The organism is Bacillus sp. CCNWLW194 (assembly GCF_037120585.1).
Taxonomy (GTDB): Bacteria; Bacillota; Bacilli; order Bacillales; family Bacillaceae_G; genus Bacillus_A; species Bacillus_A basilensis.
Map to the genome: position 1 here is coordinate 218,067 of NZ_JBBBBL010000001.1, position 19,591 is coordinate 237,657.

The 19,591-nt window shown below is 35.8% G+C and carries 24 protein-coding genes and 1 riboswitch; of the genes, 13 read left to right on the forward strand and 11 right to left on the reverse strand.

The genetic code is table 11. The annotated features are described in order from the left end of the window. Position 1 precedes the first annotated feature (1 nt). From ribBA to V7S50_RS01280, 4 genes are all read right to left on the reverse strand, one after another. Positions 2-1,195, reverse strand: coding sequence for a bifunctional 3,4-dihydroxy-2-butanone 4-phosphate synthase/GTP cyclohydrolase II (gene ribBA, locus V7S50_RS01265; protein ID WP_098556057.1), 1,194 nt, complete (start codon positions 1,193-1,195; stop codon positions 2-4). A 12-nt stretch (positions 1,196-1,207) separates the two neighbouring features. Beyond that, positions 1,208-1,852, reverse strand: coding sequence for a riboflavin synthase subunit alpha (ribE, locus tag V7S50_RS01270; RefSeq protein WP_242252138.1), 645 nt, complete (start codon positions 1,850-1,852; stop codon positions 1,208-1,210). Beyond that, entirely contained in the window at positions 1,834-2,946 is a 1,113-nt protein-coding gene (gene ribD / locus V7S50_RS01275) for a bifunctional diaminohydroxyphosphoribosylaminopyrimidine deaminase/5-amino-6-(5-phosphoribosylamino)uracil reductase RibD (RefSeq protein ID WP_242252137.1), read from the reverse strand. Before ribD ends, ribE begins: the two co-directional genes overlap by 19 nt. Before the next feature lie 306 nt (positions 2,947-3,252). After that, a riboswitch (FMN riboswitch) is annotated at positions 3,253-3,396 on the reverse strand. Positions 3,397-3,586: 190 nt separating this feature from the next. Next, a complete protein-coding gene (locus tag V7S50_RS01280; protein WP_001151582.1) occupies positions 3,587-3,793 on the reverse strand; it encodes a CDGSH iron-sulfur domain-containing protein in 207 nt (68 codons plus the stop codon). A 288-nt stretch (positions 3,794-4,081) separates the two neighbouring features. Here V7S50_RS01280 and V7S50_RS01285 point away from each other — a divergent pair, with 288 nt between their 5' ends. Further along, positions 4,082-4,327 carry a DUF2552 family protein gene (locus V7S50_RS01285; protein ID WP_060632177.1) on the forward strand — a complete coding sequence of 82 codons (246 nt, stop codon included), beginning with the start codon at positions 4,082-4,084 and terminating at the stop codon, positions 4,325-4,327. A gap of 10 nt (positions 4,328-4,337) precedes the next feature. Here the strand turns inward: V7S50_RS01285 and V7S50_RS01290 are convergent, their stop codons facing one another. Further along, positions 4,338-5,261, reverse strand: a complete 924-nt coding sequence (locus V7S50_RS01290) for an alpha/beta hydrolase (RefSeq protein ID WP_063223056.1) — start codon at positions 5,259-5,261, stop codon at positions 4,338-4,340. Between the two features lie 81 nt (positions 5,262-5,342). On the opposite strand from V7S50_RS01290, the gene V7S50_RS01295 reads away from it, so the two are divergent. Further along, entirely contained in the window at positions 5,343-5,825 is a 483-nt protein-coding gene (locus tag V7S50_RS01295) for a GNAT family N-acetyltransferase (RefSeq protein WP_242252136.1), read from the forward strand. 99 nt (positions 5,826-5,924) lie between these two features. Further along, complete coding sequence (locus V7S50_RS01300) at positions 5,925-6,788, forward strand: LacI family DNA-binding transcriptional regulator (RefSeq protein ID WP_242252135.1); 864 nt, start codon at positions 5,925-5,927, stop codon at positions 6,786-6,788. 23 nt (positions 6,789-6,811) lie between these two features. On the opposite strand, the gene V7S50_RS01305 is transcribed toward V7S50_RS01300, so the two are convergent. Continuing rightward, positions 6,812-8,131: a Na+/H+ antiporter family protein gene (locus V7S50_RS01305; RefSeq protein WP_242252134.1), complete on the reverse strand. Its 1,320-nt coding sequence runs from the start codon at positions 8,129-8,131 to the stop codon at positions 6,812-6,814. Positions 8,132-8,263: 132 nt separating this feature from the next. Further along, positions 8,264-9,262, reverse strand: a complete 999-nt coding sequence (locus tag V7S50_RS01310; protein ID WP_242252133.1) for an alpha/beta fold hydrolase — start codon at positions 9,260-9,262, stop codon at positions 8,264-8,266. A gap of 121 nt (positions 9,263-9,383) precedes the next feature. Here V7S50_RS01310 and V7S50_RS01315 point away from each other — a divergent pair, with 121 nt between their 5' ends. After that, positions 9,384-9,860: a ribbon-helix-helix domain-containing protein gene (locus V7S50_RS01315; RefSeq protein WP_242252132.1), complete on the forward strand. Its 477-nt coding sequence runs from the start codon at positions 9,384-9,386 to the stop codon at positions 9,858-9,860. Between the two features lie 127 nt (positions 9,861-9,987). On the opposite strand, the gene V7S50_RS01320 is transcribed toward V7S50_RS01315, so the two are convergent. Further along, complete coding sequence (locus tag V7S50_RS01320; protein ID WP_242252131.1) at positions 9,988-11,577, reverse strand: bifunctional metallophosphatase/5'-nucleotidase; 1,590 nt, start codon at positions 11,575-11,577, stop codon at positions 9,988-9,990. A gap of 201 nt (positions 11,578-11,778) precedes the next feature. Here V7S50_RS01320 and V7S50_RS01325 point away from each other — a divergent pair, with 201 nt between their 5' ends. From V7S50_RS01325 to V7S50_RS01335, 3 genes are all read left to right on the forward strand, one after another. After that, a complete protein-coding gene (locus V7S50_RS01325) occupies positions 11,779-12,042 on the forward strand; it encodes a YqkE family protein (RefSeq protein ID WP_063223062.1) in 264 nt (87 codons plus the stop codon). 68 nt (positions 12,043-12,110) lie between these two features. Further along, positions 12,111-12,635, forward strand: coding sequence for a GrpB family protein (locus V7S50_RS01330; RefSeq protein WP_063223063.1), 525 nt, complete (start codon positions 12,111-12,113; stop codon positions 12,633-12,635). 128 nt (positions 12,636-12,763) lie between these two features. Beyond that, on the forward strand, positions 12,764-13,591 hold the full coding sequence (locus V7S50_RS01335; protein ID WP_199677483.1) for an aldo/keto reductase: 828 nt from the start codon (positions 12,764-12,766) through the stop codon (positions 13,589-13,591). A 29-nt stretch (positions 13,592-13,620) separates the two neighbouring features. Here V7S50_RS01335 and lolS read toward each other — a convergent pair whose 3' ends face one another. Further along, positions 13,621-14,535 (reverse strand): aldo/keto reductase, encoded by a 915-nt coding sequence (gene lolS, locus V7S50_RS01340; RefSeq protein ID WP_242252130.1) that lies wholly within the window; start codon positions 14,533-14,535, stop codon positions 13,621-13,623. A 108-nt stretch (positions 14,536-14,643) separates the two neighbouring features. Continuing rightward, positions 14,644-14,778, reverse strand: coding sequence for a Z-ring formation inhibitor MciZ (gene mciZ, locus V7S50_RS01345; protein ID WP_063223066.1), 135 nt, complete (start codon positions 14,776-14,778; stop codon positions 14,644-14,646). A gap of 74 nt (positions 14,779-14,852) precedes the next feature. Here mciZ and V7S50_RS01350 point away from each other — a divergent pair, with 74 nt between their 5' ends. Further along, a complete protein-coding gene (locus V7S50_RS01350; RefSeq protein ID WP_242252129.1) occupies positions 14,853-15,392 on the forward strand; it encodes an NUDIX hydrolase in 540 nt (179 codons plus the stop codon). A gap of 24 nt (positions 15,393-15,416) precedes the next feature. On the opposite strand, the gene V7S50_RS01355 is transcribed toward V7S50_RS01350, so the two are convergent. Beyond that, positions 15,417-15,968, reverse strand: coding sequence for a GNAT family N-acetyltransferase (locus tag V7S50_RS01355; protein WP_063223067.1), 552 nt, complete (start codon positions 15,966-15,968; stop codon positions 15,417-15,419). A gap of 155 nt (positions 15,969-16,123) precedes the next feature. Here V7S50_RS01355 and spoIIM point away from each other — a divergent pair, with 155 nt between their 5' ends. The 5 genes from spoIIM (at position 16,124) to V7S50_RS01380 (ending at position 19,421) form a co-directional block, all read left to right on the forward strand. After that, positions 16,124-16,741, forward strand: a complete 618-nt coding sequence (gene spoIIM / locus V7S50_RS01360) for a stage II sporulation protein M (protein WP_229200852.1) — start codon at positions 16,124-16,126, stop codon at positions 16,739-16,741. Positions 16,742-16,847: 106 nt separating this feature from the next. Further along, positions 16,848-17,303, forward strand: coding sequence for a ferric iron uptake transcriptional regulator (gene fur / locus V7S50_RS01365; RefSeq protein WP_000392657.1), 456 nt, complete (start codon positions 16,848-16,850; stop codon positions 17,301-17,303). 103 nt (positions 17,304-17,406) lie between these two features. Then, positions 17,407-17,637, forward strand: a complete 231-nt coding sequence (locus V7S50_RS01370) for a YqzK family protein (RefSeq protein WP_060632164.1) — start codon at positions 17,407-17,409, stop codon at positions 17,635-17,637. Between the two features lie 6 nt (positions 17,638-17,643). Continuing rightward, entirely contained in the window at positions 17,644-18,534 is an 891-nt protein-coding gene (gene xerD, locus V7S50_RS01375; protein WP_016135298.1) for a site-specific tyrosine recombinase XerD, read from the forward strand. Positions 18,535-18,677: 143 nt separating this feature from the next. After that, the gene (locus tag V7S50_RS01380; protein ID WP_242252128.1) at positions 18,678-19,421 is read left to right on the forward strand and encodes a FixH family protein; all 744 of its coding nucleotides are present in this window, start codon (positions 18,678-18,680) and stop codon (positions 19,419-19,421) included. Positions 19,422-19,591: the final 170 nt, after the last annotated feature.

Sequence of the window (19,591 nt, forward strand, 5' to 3'; positions counted from 1 at the left end):
ATTATAAGTTTAATAAATGTCCTAATTTGTTTACTTTCGTTTGTAAATACGTTTTATTCTCTTCTTTTGTTGGCATTTGCAACGGTACGCGCTCCGTAACTTTTAAATCATAACCTTGTAAGCCAGCAATTTTTCTTGGATTATTCGTTAATAATCGTAAATGTTGTAAACCTAAATCTTTTAATATTTGAGCGCCGATACCGTAATCACGAAGGTCAGCGGGGAACCCAAGTTTTTCGTTTGCTTCTACAGTATCGAAGCCTTCTTCTTGTAACTTATAAGCGCGAAGCTTATTAAGAAGGCCAATGCCTCGTCCTTCTTGTCTCATATAAAGAAGAACGCCTTTTCCTTCACGCTCAATTTGAGCAAGTGCAGCATGGAGTTGTGGTCCGCAATCACAGCGGCACGAGCCAAATACATCTCCTGTTAAGCACTCTGAATGAACGCGTACAAGTACAGGCTCACCTGTTGAAATATCACCTTTTACGAGTGCGATATGTTCTTTCGTATCTAATGAGTTAGAATAGCCAATTGCTTGAAAAGTACCGAAATCTGTAGGTAATGTAATTTCCACTTCTCTCGTCACGAGTGTTTCATGATGGCGGCGATAAGCGATTAAATCTTCTATTGTAATCATTTTTATATCAAATTGTTTTGCACACTGTAGTAAATCAGGGACGCGTGCCATCGTACCGTCCTCATTGATAATCTCGCAAATGACTCCAGCTGGTTCTGCTCCGCAAAGCTGTGCTAAATCGACAGCAGCTTCTGTATGACCAGCACGACGCAGGACACCGCCTTCTTTCGCGATTAATGGAAAGATATGTCCAGGTCGATTAAAATCAGCGCCTTTTGATGCAGGGTTTAACAATTCTTGTATCGTAGTTGCACGTTCGTGAGCGCTAATCCCTGTTGTGGTAGAAACATGGTCAATGCTCACTGTAAATGCAGTATGATGCGAATCTGTATTATGAGATACCATTGGTTCTAGTTGTAGGCGTTCTGCGTACCCTTCCGTAATCGGTACACAAACGAGACCGCGTCCATGTGTAATCATAAAATTAATCGTTTCTGGCGTAATATACTCTGCTAAAGCGATAAAATCGCCTTCGTTTTCACGGTTTTCATCATCACATACGATAACGACTTTTCCTTGTTTTAAATCTTCTAGAGCTTCTTCAATACGATGAAACATAATGCTTCCCCCTTATAGAAATCCGTTTTCTTGTAAAAAGTTTTCGGTCATTGAACCTTTTCGTCTTACAGGCTTAGTAATAAAGCGTTCGATATATTTACCAATCATGTCACACTCAATGTTTACGATGTCACCGGCATTCTTTTCTCCGATAACAGATTCGCTTACTGTGTGCGGGATGAGTGAGATTGTAATGGAAGATTCGTCTATATCAAATATTGTCAAACTCGTTCCATCAACAGCAATGGATCCTTTATGCAAACAATAGCGTAGCAGTTCATCCGAAATAGCTATTTTGTAATAGATGGCATTATAGTGTTGTTTTTTGTTTAATATCGTCCCGATGCCATCAATATGTCCTGAAACGAAATGTCCACCGAATCGTCCATTTGCAGCCATTGCTCGCTCTAAATTTACTTTAGAGTGTGATTTGAGTAGGCAAAGTGATGTTGATTTCATCGTTTCGGGCATTGCATCAACTGTAAATGAAGTAGGTGTAAAGCTCGTTACAGTTAAGCAAATACCGTTAACCGCTATACTATCGCCTAAATGAACATCTGATAAAATTTCATTTGCATGTATCGTTAACTTCATTGCTTCCCCGCTTTGTTGCATATTTGTTATCGTTCCTAATTCTTCTACAATTCCTGTAAACATTTCGTCACCTCGTTTCGGGCATTCGCAACGATTTTTATATCATCGCCAATTTGTTTCATCTCTTGAATTTTTAAGGAAAGCGCATCTTGTAATTTTGAAAAACCATTTCCGCCAAATAAAGTAGGGGCATCTTTCCCGCCAATTAATTTTGGACTTATATAAGTTACAATTTCATTGAAATTATTTGTTTGTAAGAAACTTGCATGAACCGTTTGACCACCCTCAACGAAAAGAGATAGGATTTGTTTTTCACCGAGTAGGTCTAAAACATCTTGAATTTCAATTTGTTTCGTTTTCATTTGGAATATAAATATATTTTCAGATTCATAAGAAGCTATTTTCTCTTTATTTACATCCTTACCAACCATAATCCATGTCGGTGTTAAACAATCTGTTATGACATGAGAAGATGGTGGCGTTTTTAAATGAGTATCTAAAATAACGCGTATTGGATTTTTACCCCCATTAGGAATTCTTGTTGTTAAATGCGGATTATCAGCTATAACTGTATTCACTCCAACAAGAATTGCATCGTGTGTATGGCGATATTGATGAACATCAGCTCGTGCTTCTTCACCTGTAATCCATTTACTGTCACCAGTTACAGTTGCTGTTTTTCCATCTAAGCTCATCGCTGTTTTTATTGTTACAAATGGGCGTTTCGTTTTCATGTAGTGAAAAAAGTAGCGATTTAATAAAACTGCTTCTGCTTCAAGGACACCGGTAGTTACTTCGATTCCAGCTTCTTCTAATCTCCTTTTTCCATTACCAGAAACGAGCGGGTTACAATCAAGGGTAGCAATTACAACGCGCTTAACTCCCTTTTCGATGAGCAATTCACAGCAAGGTGGTGTTTTTCCAAAATGGCTACACGGTTCCAGTGTTACATAAACGGTAGCGCCTTTGGCGTTCTGACCAGCCATTTGAAGGGCATGAACTTCTGCGTGTTCTTTACCAGCACGTAAATGAGCCCCCATACCGACGATGTTTCCATCTTTTATAACAACAGCACCAACCATAGGATTTGGACTTGTTTGTCCTGATGTTCCTTCTGCTAACTGCAGGGCAATCCTCATATATTCTTGATCTGTCATTTTCTTCACCTCTCCTAAAAAAATCAAAAAACCCCAAGGATTTAATATCCTTGGGGTTTGGGAGACGTGATTTCTAGAAATATAGTTCGAATACGAAAGCATAGGGAAGAAACCTAACGATAATCGATATTTCTGCATAAGGAAAAAACCTAGCAAAATATCGGATTTTTTAAACGCTAGTTGTCTCTTTTTATTTCAGTATAAAAAATGAGTATAGAAAACTAAACATATATAAAGAATCAAAATGAATCTTTAAAAATATGCATACTGAAATAAAAGTGTATTCACTATATAAAAAACTAGAAACATATCCTTCTCCCATCCAGACTATACTGTCGGCCCTAGAGTTTCACTAGATCCACCGTTTTCGAGTTGAAAACGGGTCACGGACTTAGAAGCTTTCGCTTCATCACCGCCGGTTGGGAATTTCACCCGACCCCGAAGGATGCTGTTTGGTCAAATTATAGCACAAAAAAAATAAAAGGCTAGTAAAAAGTATTCGAATGTGAAGAATTGTGTGAAAATATATGTAGGCTGGAATGAAGACAAAAGTATTAGAAATGTTGTAAGGAGAAGGGATATAGCGGAGTTGATAAAAAGAAAAAACATGCACAAAAAAATGTGCATGTCACATGTAAAATTATTCTGCCTCTGGTGCTCTAACAACAGACTCAAATTTACCTTTATGCGAAGCATCGCAATAAGGCATATTTTTTGATAAACCACAACGGCATAAAGAAAATGCCGGTTTTGCTGGGAATACATTCCCCTGTGAGTCGACTAATTCCACGTCCCCTGTAACGCGAAAAGAGCCATTGTCATTTACTTTAATTTGTACTTTTGCCAACACTATCCCTCCTTCCCAAACGCTTAATTCCATCATATAATCAAGAGAAGTACTTGACAATATAAAGTGAAACTTTAATCAGTGGGGGAGGCATCCCCCACTGATTATTAGTTGAACCAATCGGGCTTTTAGGGGCAGTTAATCTCACACCTAACGTCTTTGTTTCAGCTGAATTTTGAGGTAGGATTTTTACTGCCCGCAAATAGCGGGGCAAAAAGAGCACTTTGTTCGAAAGAGAAGAGAGTGTTATAATGTTTTTTATAACTGACTAGAGTAAGGTGACGAAAGATGGATAAACAATTACGTACATTACGAAATATTGCAGATGAGCGCACGTGGGCATCATTTTTGAATGATAATCATCCATATAGTTTGTTACATTGGTCCATTGCAGGTGTAGGACAAGAATCGAAGGATGTTTGGTTACTTCAAGATGAAGTAACCTTTCAAACGACAGAATTTCCAACGTTAGATGATGCAATGCAATGGATTTCTGAAAATATGGAACAAGTTACAGACGTTTTAGCGCAATAAAAAAACAGGCTTATGCAAGCCTGTTTTTTGTTTCTTTCACATATGTGTTTAAAAATTGATCGACGGCTGCTTCATACTCTTCTTTATTTTCGTTATAAGAGCAAGCATGTGCACCGTGTTCTGCAATATAAAGTTGTTTCTTATTCTCTTTTGCTTCATATAACGCTTTTGTCATATCAGCTAAAATATAATCGTCATCTTTACTATGAATAAAGAGAACGGGATTGTTAATGTTTTTTATACAGTCGATTGGTGACACTTCACGAATTGTATAACCGTCGCGAACTTTTAAAAATGCGTTTGCTAAAGGTAATAAAGGCCATTTTGGTAAATGGAATTCCACTTTTAAACGGTGCTGCAATTGCCCGTAAAAATCAGAGAAAGGACAATCCGCAATATAAAAATCAGCCCCATCTTCTACAAGCCCTGCGTATTGAAGAAGTGTTGCAGCTCCCATCGATTCACCATGAATACCAAGGGTTATATTTGTGCCAAAACGACTTTTTAGCCAGTCAACTACAGATTTTAAATCATGTTTTTCATAATATCCATAGCTTGTTGTTTTTCCACCAGTTCTACCATGACGACGATGATCATAAATAACGACATTATATCCTCTGTTTAAAAATAAGTTTGCATATTTTACAGAGTTCATTTTATTTACAGTTACGCCGTGACAAAAAACCATAAACTTATTGGAATGACCAGCAGGAATGTAATACCCGTGAAGATCATATCCGAATTGCGAAGGGATATGAATTTCTTCTTTATGAAGAGCATCAAAATCCTCTATACGAAAATGTTTTTTCGTTTCTCTTTCGAGTACTTCTTCCTCTGTTTTTTTCTTTAAGTACATCACTTTATTTGTAAAGAAAATCCCAAGGGCAGTTATCGCACCTAGTATAGTAAACAATGCTGCAAAAAAACGTTTCATACTTTACCTCATCCTCCAAATACCGTTACATGTGATACACTTATATTGTATCACAATGATAGAAAAGGGGAGAAATAGGAAATGCTGCATATACAAAAAATTACACCAGCGATGAAAGAAACAATCCGAATGTTCATGTGTGCGAACTGGGGAAGTTCATTGATGGTTTCGCGTGGTAAGGGGCATCGGTTAGAAGAGTTGTCAGGATTTGTTGCGCTCTCAGATGACAGAATAATCGGAATTATAACATATGAAGTGAACGGAAATATGTGTGAAATTGTATCGTTAGATAGCTTAGAAGAAAGAAAAGGAATAGGGACGAAGCTTGTAGATTGTGTATTACAAGTTGCAGAAGAAGAACGGTGCAGGCAGGTTTGGCTTATTACAACAAATGATAATATGAATGCGTTACGTTTTTACCAAAAACGTAATTTTGTGATGACTCATTTATATGTGAACGCAGTGGAAGAAGCACGAAAGATAAAGAAAGAAATTCCACGTATTGGATATGACGGTATCTCAATTTTGCATGAAATTCAATTAGAGTATCATTTAATGAAATGATGTAACAATTTTCAGAAATATAAGTTATTAACCTTGACGAATAGTAGAATATAGGTTACCGTAAAATTGTAATCTATTACCATATTAAGGGGTGACGATGTGGCAACTATACGTGATGTGGCAAAATTAGCAGGTGTTTCAGTCGCAACCGTTTCACGAGTTATGAATGAAAAAGGATACGTTCATGAGGACACAGTAAAACAAGTAAAGGAAGCAATTGAAGAATTACGTTATAGGCCAAATGTTACAGCGAAGCCATTGTTTAAACAAGATTCAACGATAATTGCATTACTTGTAGATAATTTATATGACCCATCAAACATCACTTTGCTACATTGTATTGAGGAAATAGCATATAACGAAGGATATCAAATCATTGTTTGTAATATAGAGAATAAAGATAGGTACATACATATGTTGAAGGAAAATAACGTTGCAGGTGTTATTTTGACAAGAGCCGTTTTTAAAAGTATAGGAGAAATTCCACTTCCGTTTGTTGTGGTTGATAAAAAAAAATCACATACAAATTATTATGAAAGTGGACAAAGAGCGGTTTCTTTATTAAAAGAGAAAGGCTGTCACTTCCTTGCTTATTTCGGTGAGGGAGAAGATAGTGAAGAAATGGAAGAGCACATATCAGGATTTTTAGATGCTGTTTGGGAAGAAGGAGTCTCTTATCGAGAAGAATGTGTACAAGGGTATACGAATAAACAGTTTATTACATTATTGCAAAACAATCCGTATATAGATGGAATTGTAACTTCAAGTGATAAGATTACTTTTGAGTTAATTCGAGCAGCGAAAAATTTAAATATCTGTATACCGAATAAATTGAAAATTATTGGACTGAACGGGAGCATAGACAGTGAATGGATAGGCCCATCACTCATGAAAATTGAAAGTTGTGTCGAGGAAAATGGGAAAATAGCTTTGCAACAATTAAAAGGAAAAATAAAAAAGTAAAAGGTGCGTATAAAACGCACCTTTTATAATGTAATTGCGGCAATAAAGCCAAATATAAGTAACGGTATATTATAATGCAGAAAAGTTGGTACACATGTATCCCATATATGATGGTGTTGACCATCAGCATTTAAACCGGATGTTGGTCCAAGTGTACTATCTGATGCTGGAGATCCTGCATCGCCTAGCGCTCCGGCTGTACCGATAATTGCAATTGTAGCCATTGGACTAAATCCAAGTTGAATGCAAAGAGGTACAAAAATTGTTGTTAAAATAGGGATGGTTGAAAAGGATGAACCAATTCCCATCGTAACGAGAAGTCCAATAACGAGCATAAGAAATGCAGCGAGTGGTTTGTTATTCCCAATCATATGTGCACTCGTTTGTACAAGGGATTCAACATGTCCTGTTTTTCGAAGGACAGCACCGAACCCAGCGGCAGAAATCATAACAAATCCGATAAAGGACATCATACGCATTCCGCTTGTTAAAATTGCATCTGCTTCTTTAAGAGGTAGACTACCACTAACTGATAAAACGATAATCCCCGCTAGAGCACCGAAAATCATTGATTCTGTTGCTAATTGAACAGTCAATGTAGCTAAGATAGATACTAACCCGAAAGTAATGCTTCGTTTTGTATAGGGAACGATTTCATTTTCGGTAGTATGAACTTGTTCAGTTTCATACGTACGAGGTTTTCGGTACGTAATAAATACCGCGACACATAATCCGATAATCATACCGATTGCTGGAATAGTCATCGCTTTTGGAATAAGTGTAACGTCAAATGTAAGACCACTTTGCGCGGCATTTGTTTGCAATACGTCATGATAAATTTTTCCGAATCCTGCAGGAATCCACATATAAGGAGTAATTAATCCGAATGTAATAATACATGTAACAAGCCTTCTATCTACTTTCAGCTCGTTTAATACTTTTAAAAGTGCTGGAATTAAGATGGGGATGAAAGCGATATGAACAGGAATAACATTTTGTGAGAAACAAGCCATCGTTAAAATGATAAATAAAATAAGTATTTTTGAATAAACTTGTTTTTTTGTGTCTTGTTCATTGCCAATCCATTTTAATGCCGTTTGAATCATGGCATCTGGAAGTCCTGTTTTGGAAAGGGAAATAGCGAAACCGCCAAGCATTGCATAACTTAAAGCGATTGGAGCACTGTTTCCAAGACCAGTGGTAAAAGTGTTAATAGTTTCTGAAATACCGAGTCCGCCGATAATTCCGCCTGTTAAAGCTCCAACAATGATGGCGACAATGACCTGGACACGTAACAAACTAAGCAATAGCATAACTGCTACTGCGACGAGTACAGCATTCATAATAAATGTAATCTCCCTAAATTTTTTATTCTGTTAAGGCAAGTAAATATGAAGCACTTTGCTAGATTTATACATAGTTGCGACATATTATTATAAAATGTTTTTTATGAAATGTAAAAGAGCCCTTTGTTACTAATGCTGAAAAGTTAGCTCTTTTTTAATTGATTGTAAAGAATTGGCAAATAATTCCGGTTCTTCTAAATCAGGAGAATGTGCTGAATTTGGAAACCAAATCATCTTTTTTATAGGTGCTTCCATAACATCACAATATTCCTGAACGAGTGCATAAGGAGTTTGATAATCATAGCGGCCAGAACAAAAGTAAACAGGAATAGATAAACTTGAAATGGACGAAAAGAAATCAATTGTCAGCATTTCTTCCCATAAAACACCAGATTTTAAGTTTCCTATGAGAAACTTGAACCAATCTAATAGCGTATATTCAGGAGAAAAGAAACCTTTTCGTATGAAAGAAAAGGAAGATCCGTTTTGGATTGCTCCTCCGAATGTGCCAAGCCACTTTCTTTGAATAATGAGACGTCTCGTATCTAAAAATGGTGGTTTACCTAATTTTAAAAGAGAAGCTAATGCTTTTTTATGATCATGCTTTTTGGCAGAACGAATTAAATGTTGATATAGTAATTCTTCGTTTTGTTTCATATGTACAATTTGCCCAATACCGATGTAGGCCTCGATATACTGTGGATATTGATGTGCTATGTTAAGCCCAATAATGCTTCCCCAAGAATGACCAGCGAGAAAGAGTTTTTGTTTGTTAAACTTTTTCAGTACATATTGAATCACTTCTTTTGCATCGGAAACGAATTGTTTGATTGTAAAATTTGCTCCGAAATCTTTCATTGAAAAGGATTTGCCTGCCCCGCGTTGGTCCCAATTAATAACGATAAAGTGTTTCTCCAATTCTTTTTGAAAATGGCGAATAAATCCGATTTGTGCCATGCCAGGTCCACCATGACAGCACAATAAAATAGGCTGCTCTATGTTTTGCCCGCGCATAAGGAGGGTTTGTTTTCGATTGTTAATCATAACGCTTTCCATCGTAGCGATACTATTAGGAATGAGTTGTTTATTTTCATTATAGAACTGCGGAGTGTAGCTACGAAAAAGCATATTGAAAACCTCCTTTTCTGAAATCGTATGAATCGCACAGGCTATTCGTTTTGCATATACTGTTAGAAAATCATTGTAACATACCATACTAGTGTCATTTCAACACGGGAGGTGGGAAATTGTGACGATTGGAGAAATTATAGATTGTTTAAATAGACGTGAATCCATCGCTATTATAGCAAAACGTCTTGAAATGAGCCCGTATACATTATCAAAGAAATTAAGATTGATTGGATACGAATATGATGGAGAACAGAAGAAACGTATTTTTGTAGGAGATGGAGAAGAACCGCGTCACTTACAACTCCAAGAAGCGACAGCCCTTCAATATGCGAAAACGGATTATCAATTATTAATTTATGAGCAATTACAAAGTATTTATGAATTACTAAGAAAGAGAGAAGAAGTAAGTGCACCCATTATGAATATAAGTACAGAAAAAAAGAAGCGTACCTTTTCTATTAATAAAGAAATATTAGCAAAATTAGACGCCATATCAGAATCGAAAGGAATTCAAAAATCTAAACTTGTAGAAGAGGCGTTACAACAATTTTTACAACAATATGATTTTAACAAAACATCACATTTTGATAACTAAAAAAGGATACTATGTTCATTGTAAGAACGAGTATCCTTTTCTTTGTTTCCTGTATATTACGGATAATATACAGGATAAGTGCATATCCTTTGCATTGAAAAAATTGGATTGTTTATTAGGAAAATACTTAATTTACTTTTTGAATTCTTCCATCAATAACTGGCTGAATTGGTTCTTTTAATTGTTTTACGTAATCGACTAGTGCTTCAAAGTCGTTTGGACCAGTTTCTGAATTCTTCCCATTTTTAAATGATACAAATCCATCACCACCAGAAGCTAAGAAAGCATTCGCTACTACGCTATACGTTTTAGATGGAGATAATTCTTCTCCGTTTGTTAAACGTATATTTGTAACTTTTTCACCGTTTGGTTTGTTTGCATCCCACGTATATTGAATACCTGAAATTTGAAGCATTCTTGTCGTACCTTTTTGCCATTGCTGATTTAAAATGTCGCGAATGTCTTGACCTGTTAAATCTACTTTAATCAATTGGTTTCCAAAAGGCTGAATACCATATAATTCGCCCCATGTAATATCGCCAGCATCTAAGTCATTACGAATGCCGCCCGGATTCATAAGTGCGATTTGAGTTTGCATCGTTTGGCGCTGGGCATCGGCAACTAAATTTCCAAGAGTGGACTCACCGGCAGCATTTTGTTTACGGTCGATAGGTGCTGTAGATTTTCCGACAACTTCATTTACAAGTGGTGCGATTTTTTCTTTATATTGATCTAGTTTTTTCTTTACTTGTTTATCAGGTTCTACACCTTCATGGTATGTTGTAACAACTTCAGCTTTTTTCTTCACAATATCTTTTGTTTTTCTATCAATCGTTACATCCACATCAGAGAAAGCCATTCCGTAAGAGTTCGCTTGGACAATTAGTTTATTATTTACTGTACCATTTACATACGTATGACTATGTCCACCGAAAATAATATCAACTTCCGGGTCTGTTTCATTTGCAATTCGAGTAAGGTCTCCATTTGTTATACCAGATTCATCTGTTGTTCCACCGACATGAGCAAGGACGACAATAGATTTAACACCGAGACGCTTTAATTGTTGCGCTGATTTATTAATTGCTTCTACTTCGTCAGTGATTTCTACATTTTGAAGCATAGTTGGCATAACGACATTTGGTGTATCAGTTGTAACAACGCCAATGAATCCTACAGGTACACCGTTTACCATTTTTACAGTAAATGGGGGTAAAAATAGTCGACCAGTTGATTTGTTATAGAAGTTTGCAGCGACATAAGGGAAGTTAGCGCCTTTGAAATTTCCTGTTTTTTCGTGATATCCACCGTAAATGAGGCGTTTCATTTCATCGATACCTTCATCAAATTCATGGTTTCCGATTGTACCAACATCAAACTTTAAGTCATTTAAAAATTCAATTGTAGGCTCATCTTGTAATAATGCTGAAACTGGTGGACTAGCACCTACAATATCACCAGCATGTACGAGAAGTGTATTCGGGTTTTGTTTTTTCCGTTCTTTTAAATAAGTAGCTAAGTAATCAGCGCCACCAGCTTCTTTATTATTAATTTTTTTAACAGTATCTAGTTGTCCATGAAAATCATTAATACCAAGCATTTGTACGTCTATGTAGCGGTTTTGTTCAGCTGGAGTCTGAGATGGGGGAGCGGCAAATACGCTTGAAAAAGTAATGGTGCTTAAAACGGCAACAGCAGGAATAATTTTTTTCCACATAATTTAATTCTCCTTTTTTTATAATCTGACATCATACGACATAATTTTAATAGATTCATAGGATTATATCTATATAAAAATTTAGTTTTTTCGAAAAATTAACATATTTACAAAAGATGAATAATAGAGTAATGACCCTTTTTTGTTGTCGATTTCATCTTGTATCTACTATAATGGAGAAAAAAGTAAAAGGTGAGCAGCATGAAGAAAAAGAAACAAAGACAAATGCAAAGACAATCTCAAGTGAATCAATCAAAGAAAGAATCTCTTACATTAGGTGATCAATTAAATGATTCACTTATGCAGCAATTAAAGAATAAGAAGAAAGAATTGCAAGTGAGAGAAGAGAAAAAAGAGGCAGCAGAACTGGAAAGAAAGCGCCAAGAACAAAAAGAACGTGAAAAGAATAAATCATTTGAAGAACTGTTAAGTGAAAGTAGCCTTACTTGGAAAGACTTTAAATAATAAAAAAATGATCAGTGATATTTCACTGATCATTTTTTTGACGAGCTTGTAAGAAAGGGGAAGTTAGAATGAGGAAAATTGTAGTTGTTCCGCATGAAAATCATTGGGGTGAAAAATTTCAAATAGAGGCTGAAAGATTAAAATCAGCGATGCCAGAAACGGTGAAAATTCATCATATTGGAAGTACGTCAGTGCCAGGACTGGCAGCTAAACCAATTATAGATATGATTATGGAAGTAGAGAGTATCGAAAGAGTAGATAGGTGGAATGAACGATTTATAGAGCTTGGTTACATCGCAAAAGGAGAAAATGGTATTTCAAGACGCCGCTATTTTATTCATGGAACGGAGGAAAAACGTTCGTATCATTTACACGTGTTTGAAAAAGGAAATCCAGAGATAGTAAGGCATTTAGCATTTCGTGATTATATGATGGCTCATTGTGAAGAAGCAGAGGCATATGCAACTTTAAAGAAAGAATTAGCTGAAAAGTATACATATGATGGTGCGTTATATTCGGAAGGGAAAACTGAGTTTGTACGTAATGTGGATGAAAAAGCGAAGAAATGGATAGAAAATAGCGTGAATGAATGAGTTCGCATTATTTTTGAAGGTGTATAAATTTATTATGTAAACTGTACATATGTTTTGACTTTTTGATTGAATCTTGTTGAAATAAAGTGGTGGCTTATAAAAATGTAACAATGAAAGGGAGAACGAATGTGCATATTCCAACAACTACACTTCATAATGGCGTGAAAATGCCAATGATTGGTCTAGGCGTTTATAAAGCAACAGAAGGCGACGAAGTAAAACAAGCAGTAAAAACAGCGTTAGAAGTTGGATACCGTTCGATTGATACAGCAACTGTATATGGAAATGAAAGCGGTGTCGGAGAAGCGGTTCGTGAATCAGGGATTCCGAGAGAAGACATCTTTATTACAACAAAAGTTTGGAACGACGATCAAGGATATGAGGAAACACTTGAAGCATTTGAGAAAAGTCTAAAGAGATTACAAATGGACTATGTAGATTTATATTTAATACATTGGCCAATAAGAGGGAAGTATGTCGATACGTATCGAGCGTTAGAAAAACTGTACGAAGAAGGTAAAGTGCGCGCGATTGGTGTTTCTAATTTCCATAAACATCATTTAGAACTGTTATTACCAAACTGTAAAGTGAAGCCAATGGTAAACCAAGTGGAACTTCATCCAATGTTAACACAATTTGAATTGCGTAATTTCTGTCAAGGTGAGCAAATTCAAATGGAAGCATGGAGTCCATTAATGAGAGGCGGGGAAGTATTTCAGCACCCGATTATTCAGGCCATTGCTAACAAATATGAAAAAACACCTGCGCAAGTTATATTAAGATGGGATATTCAAAGTGGGATAGTGACGATTCCTAAATCTGTTACACCATCTCGCATTCAGGAGAATTTTACTATCTTTGATTTTTCACTAACGGAAGAAGAAATGAATCAAATTAATACATTAAACCGTAATTTACATGTAGGAACGAATCCTGATAAATATGATACGTTATAAAAAGACGCTACCAGTATGGTAGCGTCTTTTTAACGATGTAAAGCATAGGTATCACATTTAGCAATTTGCTGAAGTTGTATATATTGTGCTGTTGTTAACTGTGTTTGTTTACAAGCCTGTACATTTTCTTGTAATTGTTGAATAGAGCTTGCACCAGGTATAACAGCTGCAACAGTTTCGTTATGTAAGCAATATTGAATAGCTGTTCCGGTTAAAGAGCTTTCTCTGATTACTTCTTTTACAATTGCGAGTGTCGCATATAATTCATCGTAAGAATAAGAAAGGTAATTCTTTTCTTTTACTCTTTCTATCTTTCTTGCATTGTTGTCAGCTAGAATTCCTTTTGCAAGTGGTCCGCGAGCAATGACACTAATTTGATGTTCATTAAGAAGCGGGAACCATTCTTCAGGGCGACGATTTAAAAGGCTATATTCCATTAATACACTAACGATATTTGAATGTTTTGCATATTCACGGATGACATTTGGACGTATAGAAGAAATACCGTAATGGCGAATGATACCTTCTTTTTTTAATTCTTCAAAGGCTTCAATTGTTTCATCTATAGGATCTTCAAGCGTTCCGCCGTGAAGTTGATAAAGGTCAATGTAATCAGTTTGAAGTCTACGTAAACTTTCTTTCACTTCAGCCTTTATGTAATCTTTAGAAGGATCCCAAGACCAGCCGTTTTTTTCGTCTGTCCATCGATTTCCAACCTTTGTTGTAAGAACGATTTGGTCTCGTTTCCCTTTTAAGGCTTTTCCAACAAATTCTTCGTTTAATCCATAATCATATAAATCTGCTGTATCAAAAAAATTGATTCCTAAATCGATTGCTTCATCGATAATACGCATAGCTTCTGTTTCAGATGTACCGAGAGACATACAGCCAAGTCCCATTTCTGTCACAAATAAATCCGAGTTTCCTAATTGACGTTTTTTCATAAGTCAACCTCCTTATCTTTATTGTACGCAAGGGAAAAGAGGTTGACAAACTTTTACTTTTTATCCCGATTGGTGAAGAGAAATAATCAGAGGAGATGCCCCCTCTGATTAAATTTTCCCTTTATTTGCTGTAATCCACTCTTGTACAGTTGTGTACTCTTTGCCATATTGTTTTAGCTTATGGCGAATTTGCCACGCTTTTCCGACTAAAGTGACGCGATTTGGTAAAATATAAACTTTCATTTCTATCACGCTCCTTTCAATGTGGTAAAATGTATGAGGAAAGAATAGGAAATAGAACAGGGAGATGAAGTAGTATGAGTAATCTTGCAGAGAGAACCGTAAAAACTGAACCAATTTTTGATGGTAGAGTTATAAAAGTTCGTGTTGATGATGTAGTATTACCAAATGGAGCAATGAGTAAACGTGAAATTGTAAATCACCCTGGTGCAGTTGCTATTATTGCTATTACTGATGAGGGGAAAATTGTGCTTGTTGAGCAATATCGTAAAGCGCTTGAAAAGGCGATTATAGAAATTCCAGCCGGCAAGTTAGAACCTGGTGAAAAACCTGAGGTGACAGCAGTTCGTGAATTAGAAGAGGAAACAGGATATGGATGTGAAAATATGGAGCTTATTACTTCTTTCTACACATCTCCAGGGTTCGCGGATGAAATTTTATATGTATATAAAGCGACAGGTTTGACGAAAAAAGAAAATAAAGCTGAGTTAGATGAAGATGAGTTTGTGGAATTGATGGAAGTATCGTTAGAAGAAGCGGTTATTCTTATGAAAGATCTTCGTATTCATGATGCGAAGACGATGTTTGCAGTACAATATTTACAACTACAAAAATAAACACTCGCCAAAGGCGAGTGTTTTTTAATTGATTTTTGCATATACGCGTGCATCACGTAAGCTACCATCTGGTGCTATGAAATCATTTTCCATTGTACCTTCTAGAATAAATTCTAAACGTTCTGCTAAGTTACATGCATTTGTATTTGTTGCATCAATACGAATTTCAATTCTTCTAGCACCTAGCTTATCAAAGGCAAATTGAATGGCACCTTTAACAGCTTCGGTCATATAACCTTGCTTTGTATAAGCACTATGCAGCCAGAAGTGAAGTGAAAACTTTGGAATATCCCAGTTTTCAGGCTTGAGCGTTATAGCTCCGATGAATGTACCAGATACTTTATCGTATAAGTGAAAATCAAGTGTTTCACGAAGTAAAAACTGTCCGTGAGCGTTACGAACGATTTCTTCAGCACTTTCTTCTGTTTCAGCGTTAATTGGCATCCACGGTACTAAGTCTTCTAGAGAAGCTTGGATTGCTTCATACACTTCTGCACCATCACCTGGAAATGGCTTACGAACTTGTAAGCGTTCAGTTTGAAATAATGTTGGAAAATCTAATAATAATGGTTTCAAGAGAAATCCCTCCTATTCTCTACTTTTTAGTTTAGCAAAGTAGAGCGGAATTTCAATGTTAATTCGTCATACTTTTTTCTTTCTTTCATACATTTTTAGTAAGAGTGTGAACGGAGGGAAGAAAAATGTGGCGAAAAACTTGGCAAGACCGTGTAATGTCTCACATACAGGAAAACTCTTCATTATATATATTTAACGCTGTTTTATTATTGATGGGAGTAATATTTGGGGCCATTCTTGTAAATAGTTTACAATTAAATCAAAAACAAGATTTATCATTTTATTTACAACGTTTTTTTGGACAAGTTTCTAAAGGAGAATTTGCTATTGCAAGCGAAATGTTTCGAGAAAGTTACTTTTCGCAATTAAAATACATTGGATTTATTTGGATTTTGGGAATTTCAATTATTGGATTGCCACTTATTTTTATTTTATTATTTGTAAAAGGAGTAGTTGTCGGATTTACAGTAGGTTTTTTAGTAAGTCAGCATGGATGGAATGGATTATTATTAGCATTCGTTTCTGTATTGCCACAAAACCTCATTATTATTCCAGTATTTCTCGTTATGACAACAATTGCTGCAAGCTTTTCCTTACGCATGATTAGGCATCAATTTATCAGGAAAATAACCGAGCCGCTATTACCATTATTAATTCGTTATACATGCTTCTTTCTTATAATTGGAGCAGTGTTAGCTCTTGCTTCTAGTGTAGAAGCTTATGCATCGCCAGTTTTAATGAAAGAAGTCGTTGAGGCTATTAATAAACAATAAATACTTTTTGAGAATAATTATCAATTTGTTTTTATTGTTTTTCTTTTGACAGAAGCCCTTCTTCTGATATAATGGTGTAAGAGTGGCGAGGAGGGAGTAGTACCGAATGGAAGAAAGAATTGAACGAATTAAGAAGCAATTACATGCAGCGAGCTACAAATTAACACCGCAACGTGAAGCAACAGTTCGTGTGCTGCTAGAAAATGAAGAAGATCATTTAAGCGCAGAAGATGTTTACCTCCTTGTAAAAGAAAAGTCGCCAGAGATCGGATTAGCAACCGTCTATCGAACTTTAGAACTATTATCTGAGTTAAAAGTTGTCGATAAGATTAACTTCGGAGACGGTGTTTCACGCTATGACTTACGCCAAGAAGGTGCGCAGCGTTTCCACCATCATTTGATTTGTACACAATGTGGTGCTGTACAAGAAATACAAGAAGATTTACTTGGTGAAGTGGAAAGGAAAGTAGAACGTGACTGGAGCTTTAAGGTGAAGGATCATCGTTTAACATTCCATGGGATTTGTAAAAATTGTCAAGAAAATGAAACGGATGAAAAATAACCTTTTCCTATTTAACTAGGAAGAGGTTTTTTATTTGAATAAGGTATAAATTGGTGAAAGCTTGGCATATGTTGTAATAACTTATATTTTGGAGGAATTTACAATGCGCCGAGCTTTAAAATTAACTTTTGATGGGGTAAAAGTATTTTTATTATTTACAAGTTGTACGATTTTGTTTTATTTCGCTATACTATGGATAAATGAAGAATATGAAAGCTATCATCGTTATGAAAAGCCAAAAGAAGAGACTGTAGAAAAAGTATCAGGGAATGAAGAGCCGGCAAAGGATGCTTTCGTAAATAGAATGATGTTTTTCTATGAAAATGGGGAGTAGTGTAGATTGGAAGATCAATTAAAAGATTTTATTCATTATATGGTTGTCGAAAAAGGGTTAGCGAAAAATACAGTAGTATCTTATGAACGTGATTTAAAAAGTTATGTAAAGTACTTGCAAAACGTAGAACAAGCGAAAAGCTTTCATGAAGTGACACGCTTGCACATTGTTAATTTTCTGCAGCACTTAAAAGAAAACGGAAAATCTTCAAAAACATTAGCACGTCATATTGCATCGATTCGTTCGTTCCATCAATTTCTACTTCGGGAACGAGCGGTAGAGCACGATCCATCCGTACATATTGAAACGCCGCAAGGAGAACGGAAATTACCGAAAGTATTATCAGTCGATGAAGTAGAGGCGTTACTTCAGACACCAAAAATGACGAGTGCTTTTGGGGTTCGTGATAAAGCGATGCTAGAGTTACTGTATGCAACAGGACTTCGTGTTTCGGAATTAATTGCCTTAAATTTAGAAGATGTACATTTGACGATGGGATTTGTTCGTTGCATAGGGAAAGGGAATAAAGAAAGAATTATTCCACTAGGAAGTTTAGCGACGGAAGCGATTCAAAAGTACATTGAAAAGGGAAGAAGAGAATTGATGGGTAAAAAAGTAGTAGATGCACTCTTTTTAAACCATCATGGGAATCGATTATCAAGACAAGGATTTTGGAAAATTTTAAAACGATTGGCGAAAGAAGCAAATATTGAAAAAGAACTTACACCTCATACATTGCGCCATTCTTTTGCTACGCACTTATTAGAAAATGGAGCAGACTTGCGTGCTGTGCAAGAAATGCTTGGACATGCAGATATTTCAACGACACAAATTTATACGCATGTTTCAAAAGCTAGATTAAAAGATGTATATAAACAGTTTCATCCGAGAGCATAGTTACTATGCTCTTTTTTCATAGATTCAAAAGGCTATAGTACTTCACAGAAACTTCACAAATATTTCGTACATTGTTTTCAGCAGAAGACTGGAATATTACAATGTATTTCCTCTATACTAAATAAGGTATGAAGGAGGAAATGATGATGAAAAAACTTATTATGACTTTATTTATCGCGATGCTAGCATTGGCTGGCTGTAATACAAACAAAGAAGAACCGAAAAAAGAACAGAAACTGGAAGCTGTAAAAGTAGCAGTTCAAACAAATCCGAAAGAAATTAAACCTCGTGAAAAAACAGAAGTACAAGCACTTGTTACACAAGGAAAAGAAAAAGTAACAGATGCTGATGATGTAAAGTTTGAAATTTGGAAAGCTGGCGACGAAAAGCACGAGATGTTAGATGGTAAGCATAAAGGAAAAGGTGTTTATGCTGTAGAGAAAACGTTCGAGACGGATGGAGTATACCATATTATCGCTCACACAAATGCGCGTGAAATGCATGTTATGCCAGAAGTAAAAGTGGCTGTAGGAAATGCGAAAGTAGAAGATGCGAAAAAAGAAAATAATGATCACGGTGCAGGACATGGCGATCATAAAAGCGATACAATGATCCACCTTATGGCTGGTGACATAAAAGCAAATGCTGAATCAACAATGAAAGTTCATTTAAAACAAAAAGAAGAAGCGTTAACTGGTGCTGAAGTACAACTTGAGATTTGGAAAGATGGTGTTGAAAAACACGAATTTATTCCAGCGAAAGAAGGAAATAAAGGAGAGTATGAAACGAAACATACTTTCAAAGAAAACGGTTCTTACAAAGTGAAAGTTCATGTTAGAAAAGGCGAACTGCATGAACATAAAGAAGAAACAGTAGAAGTAAAATAAAAAGCAGCTCTTTAGAGCTGCTTTTTATTTTTGTCCCGTTATTTGCGGGTTAATTAAAATTTCATTTTATATGAAGAAATAAATCATAAAATAATTAGCACTTCTGTGCATAATGGATTACAATAGAAGTGTGAAGAAAATGAGAAATTCTACGAAAATGTATTAAAAAG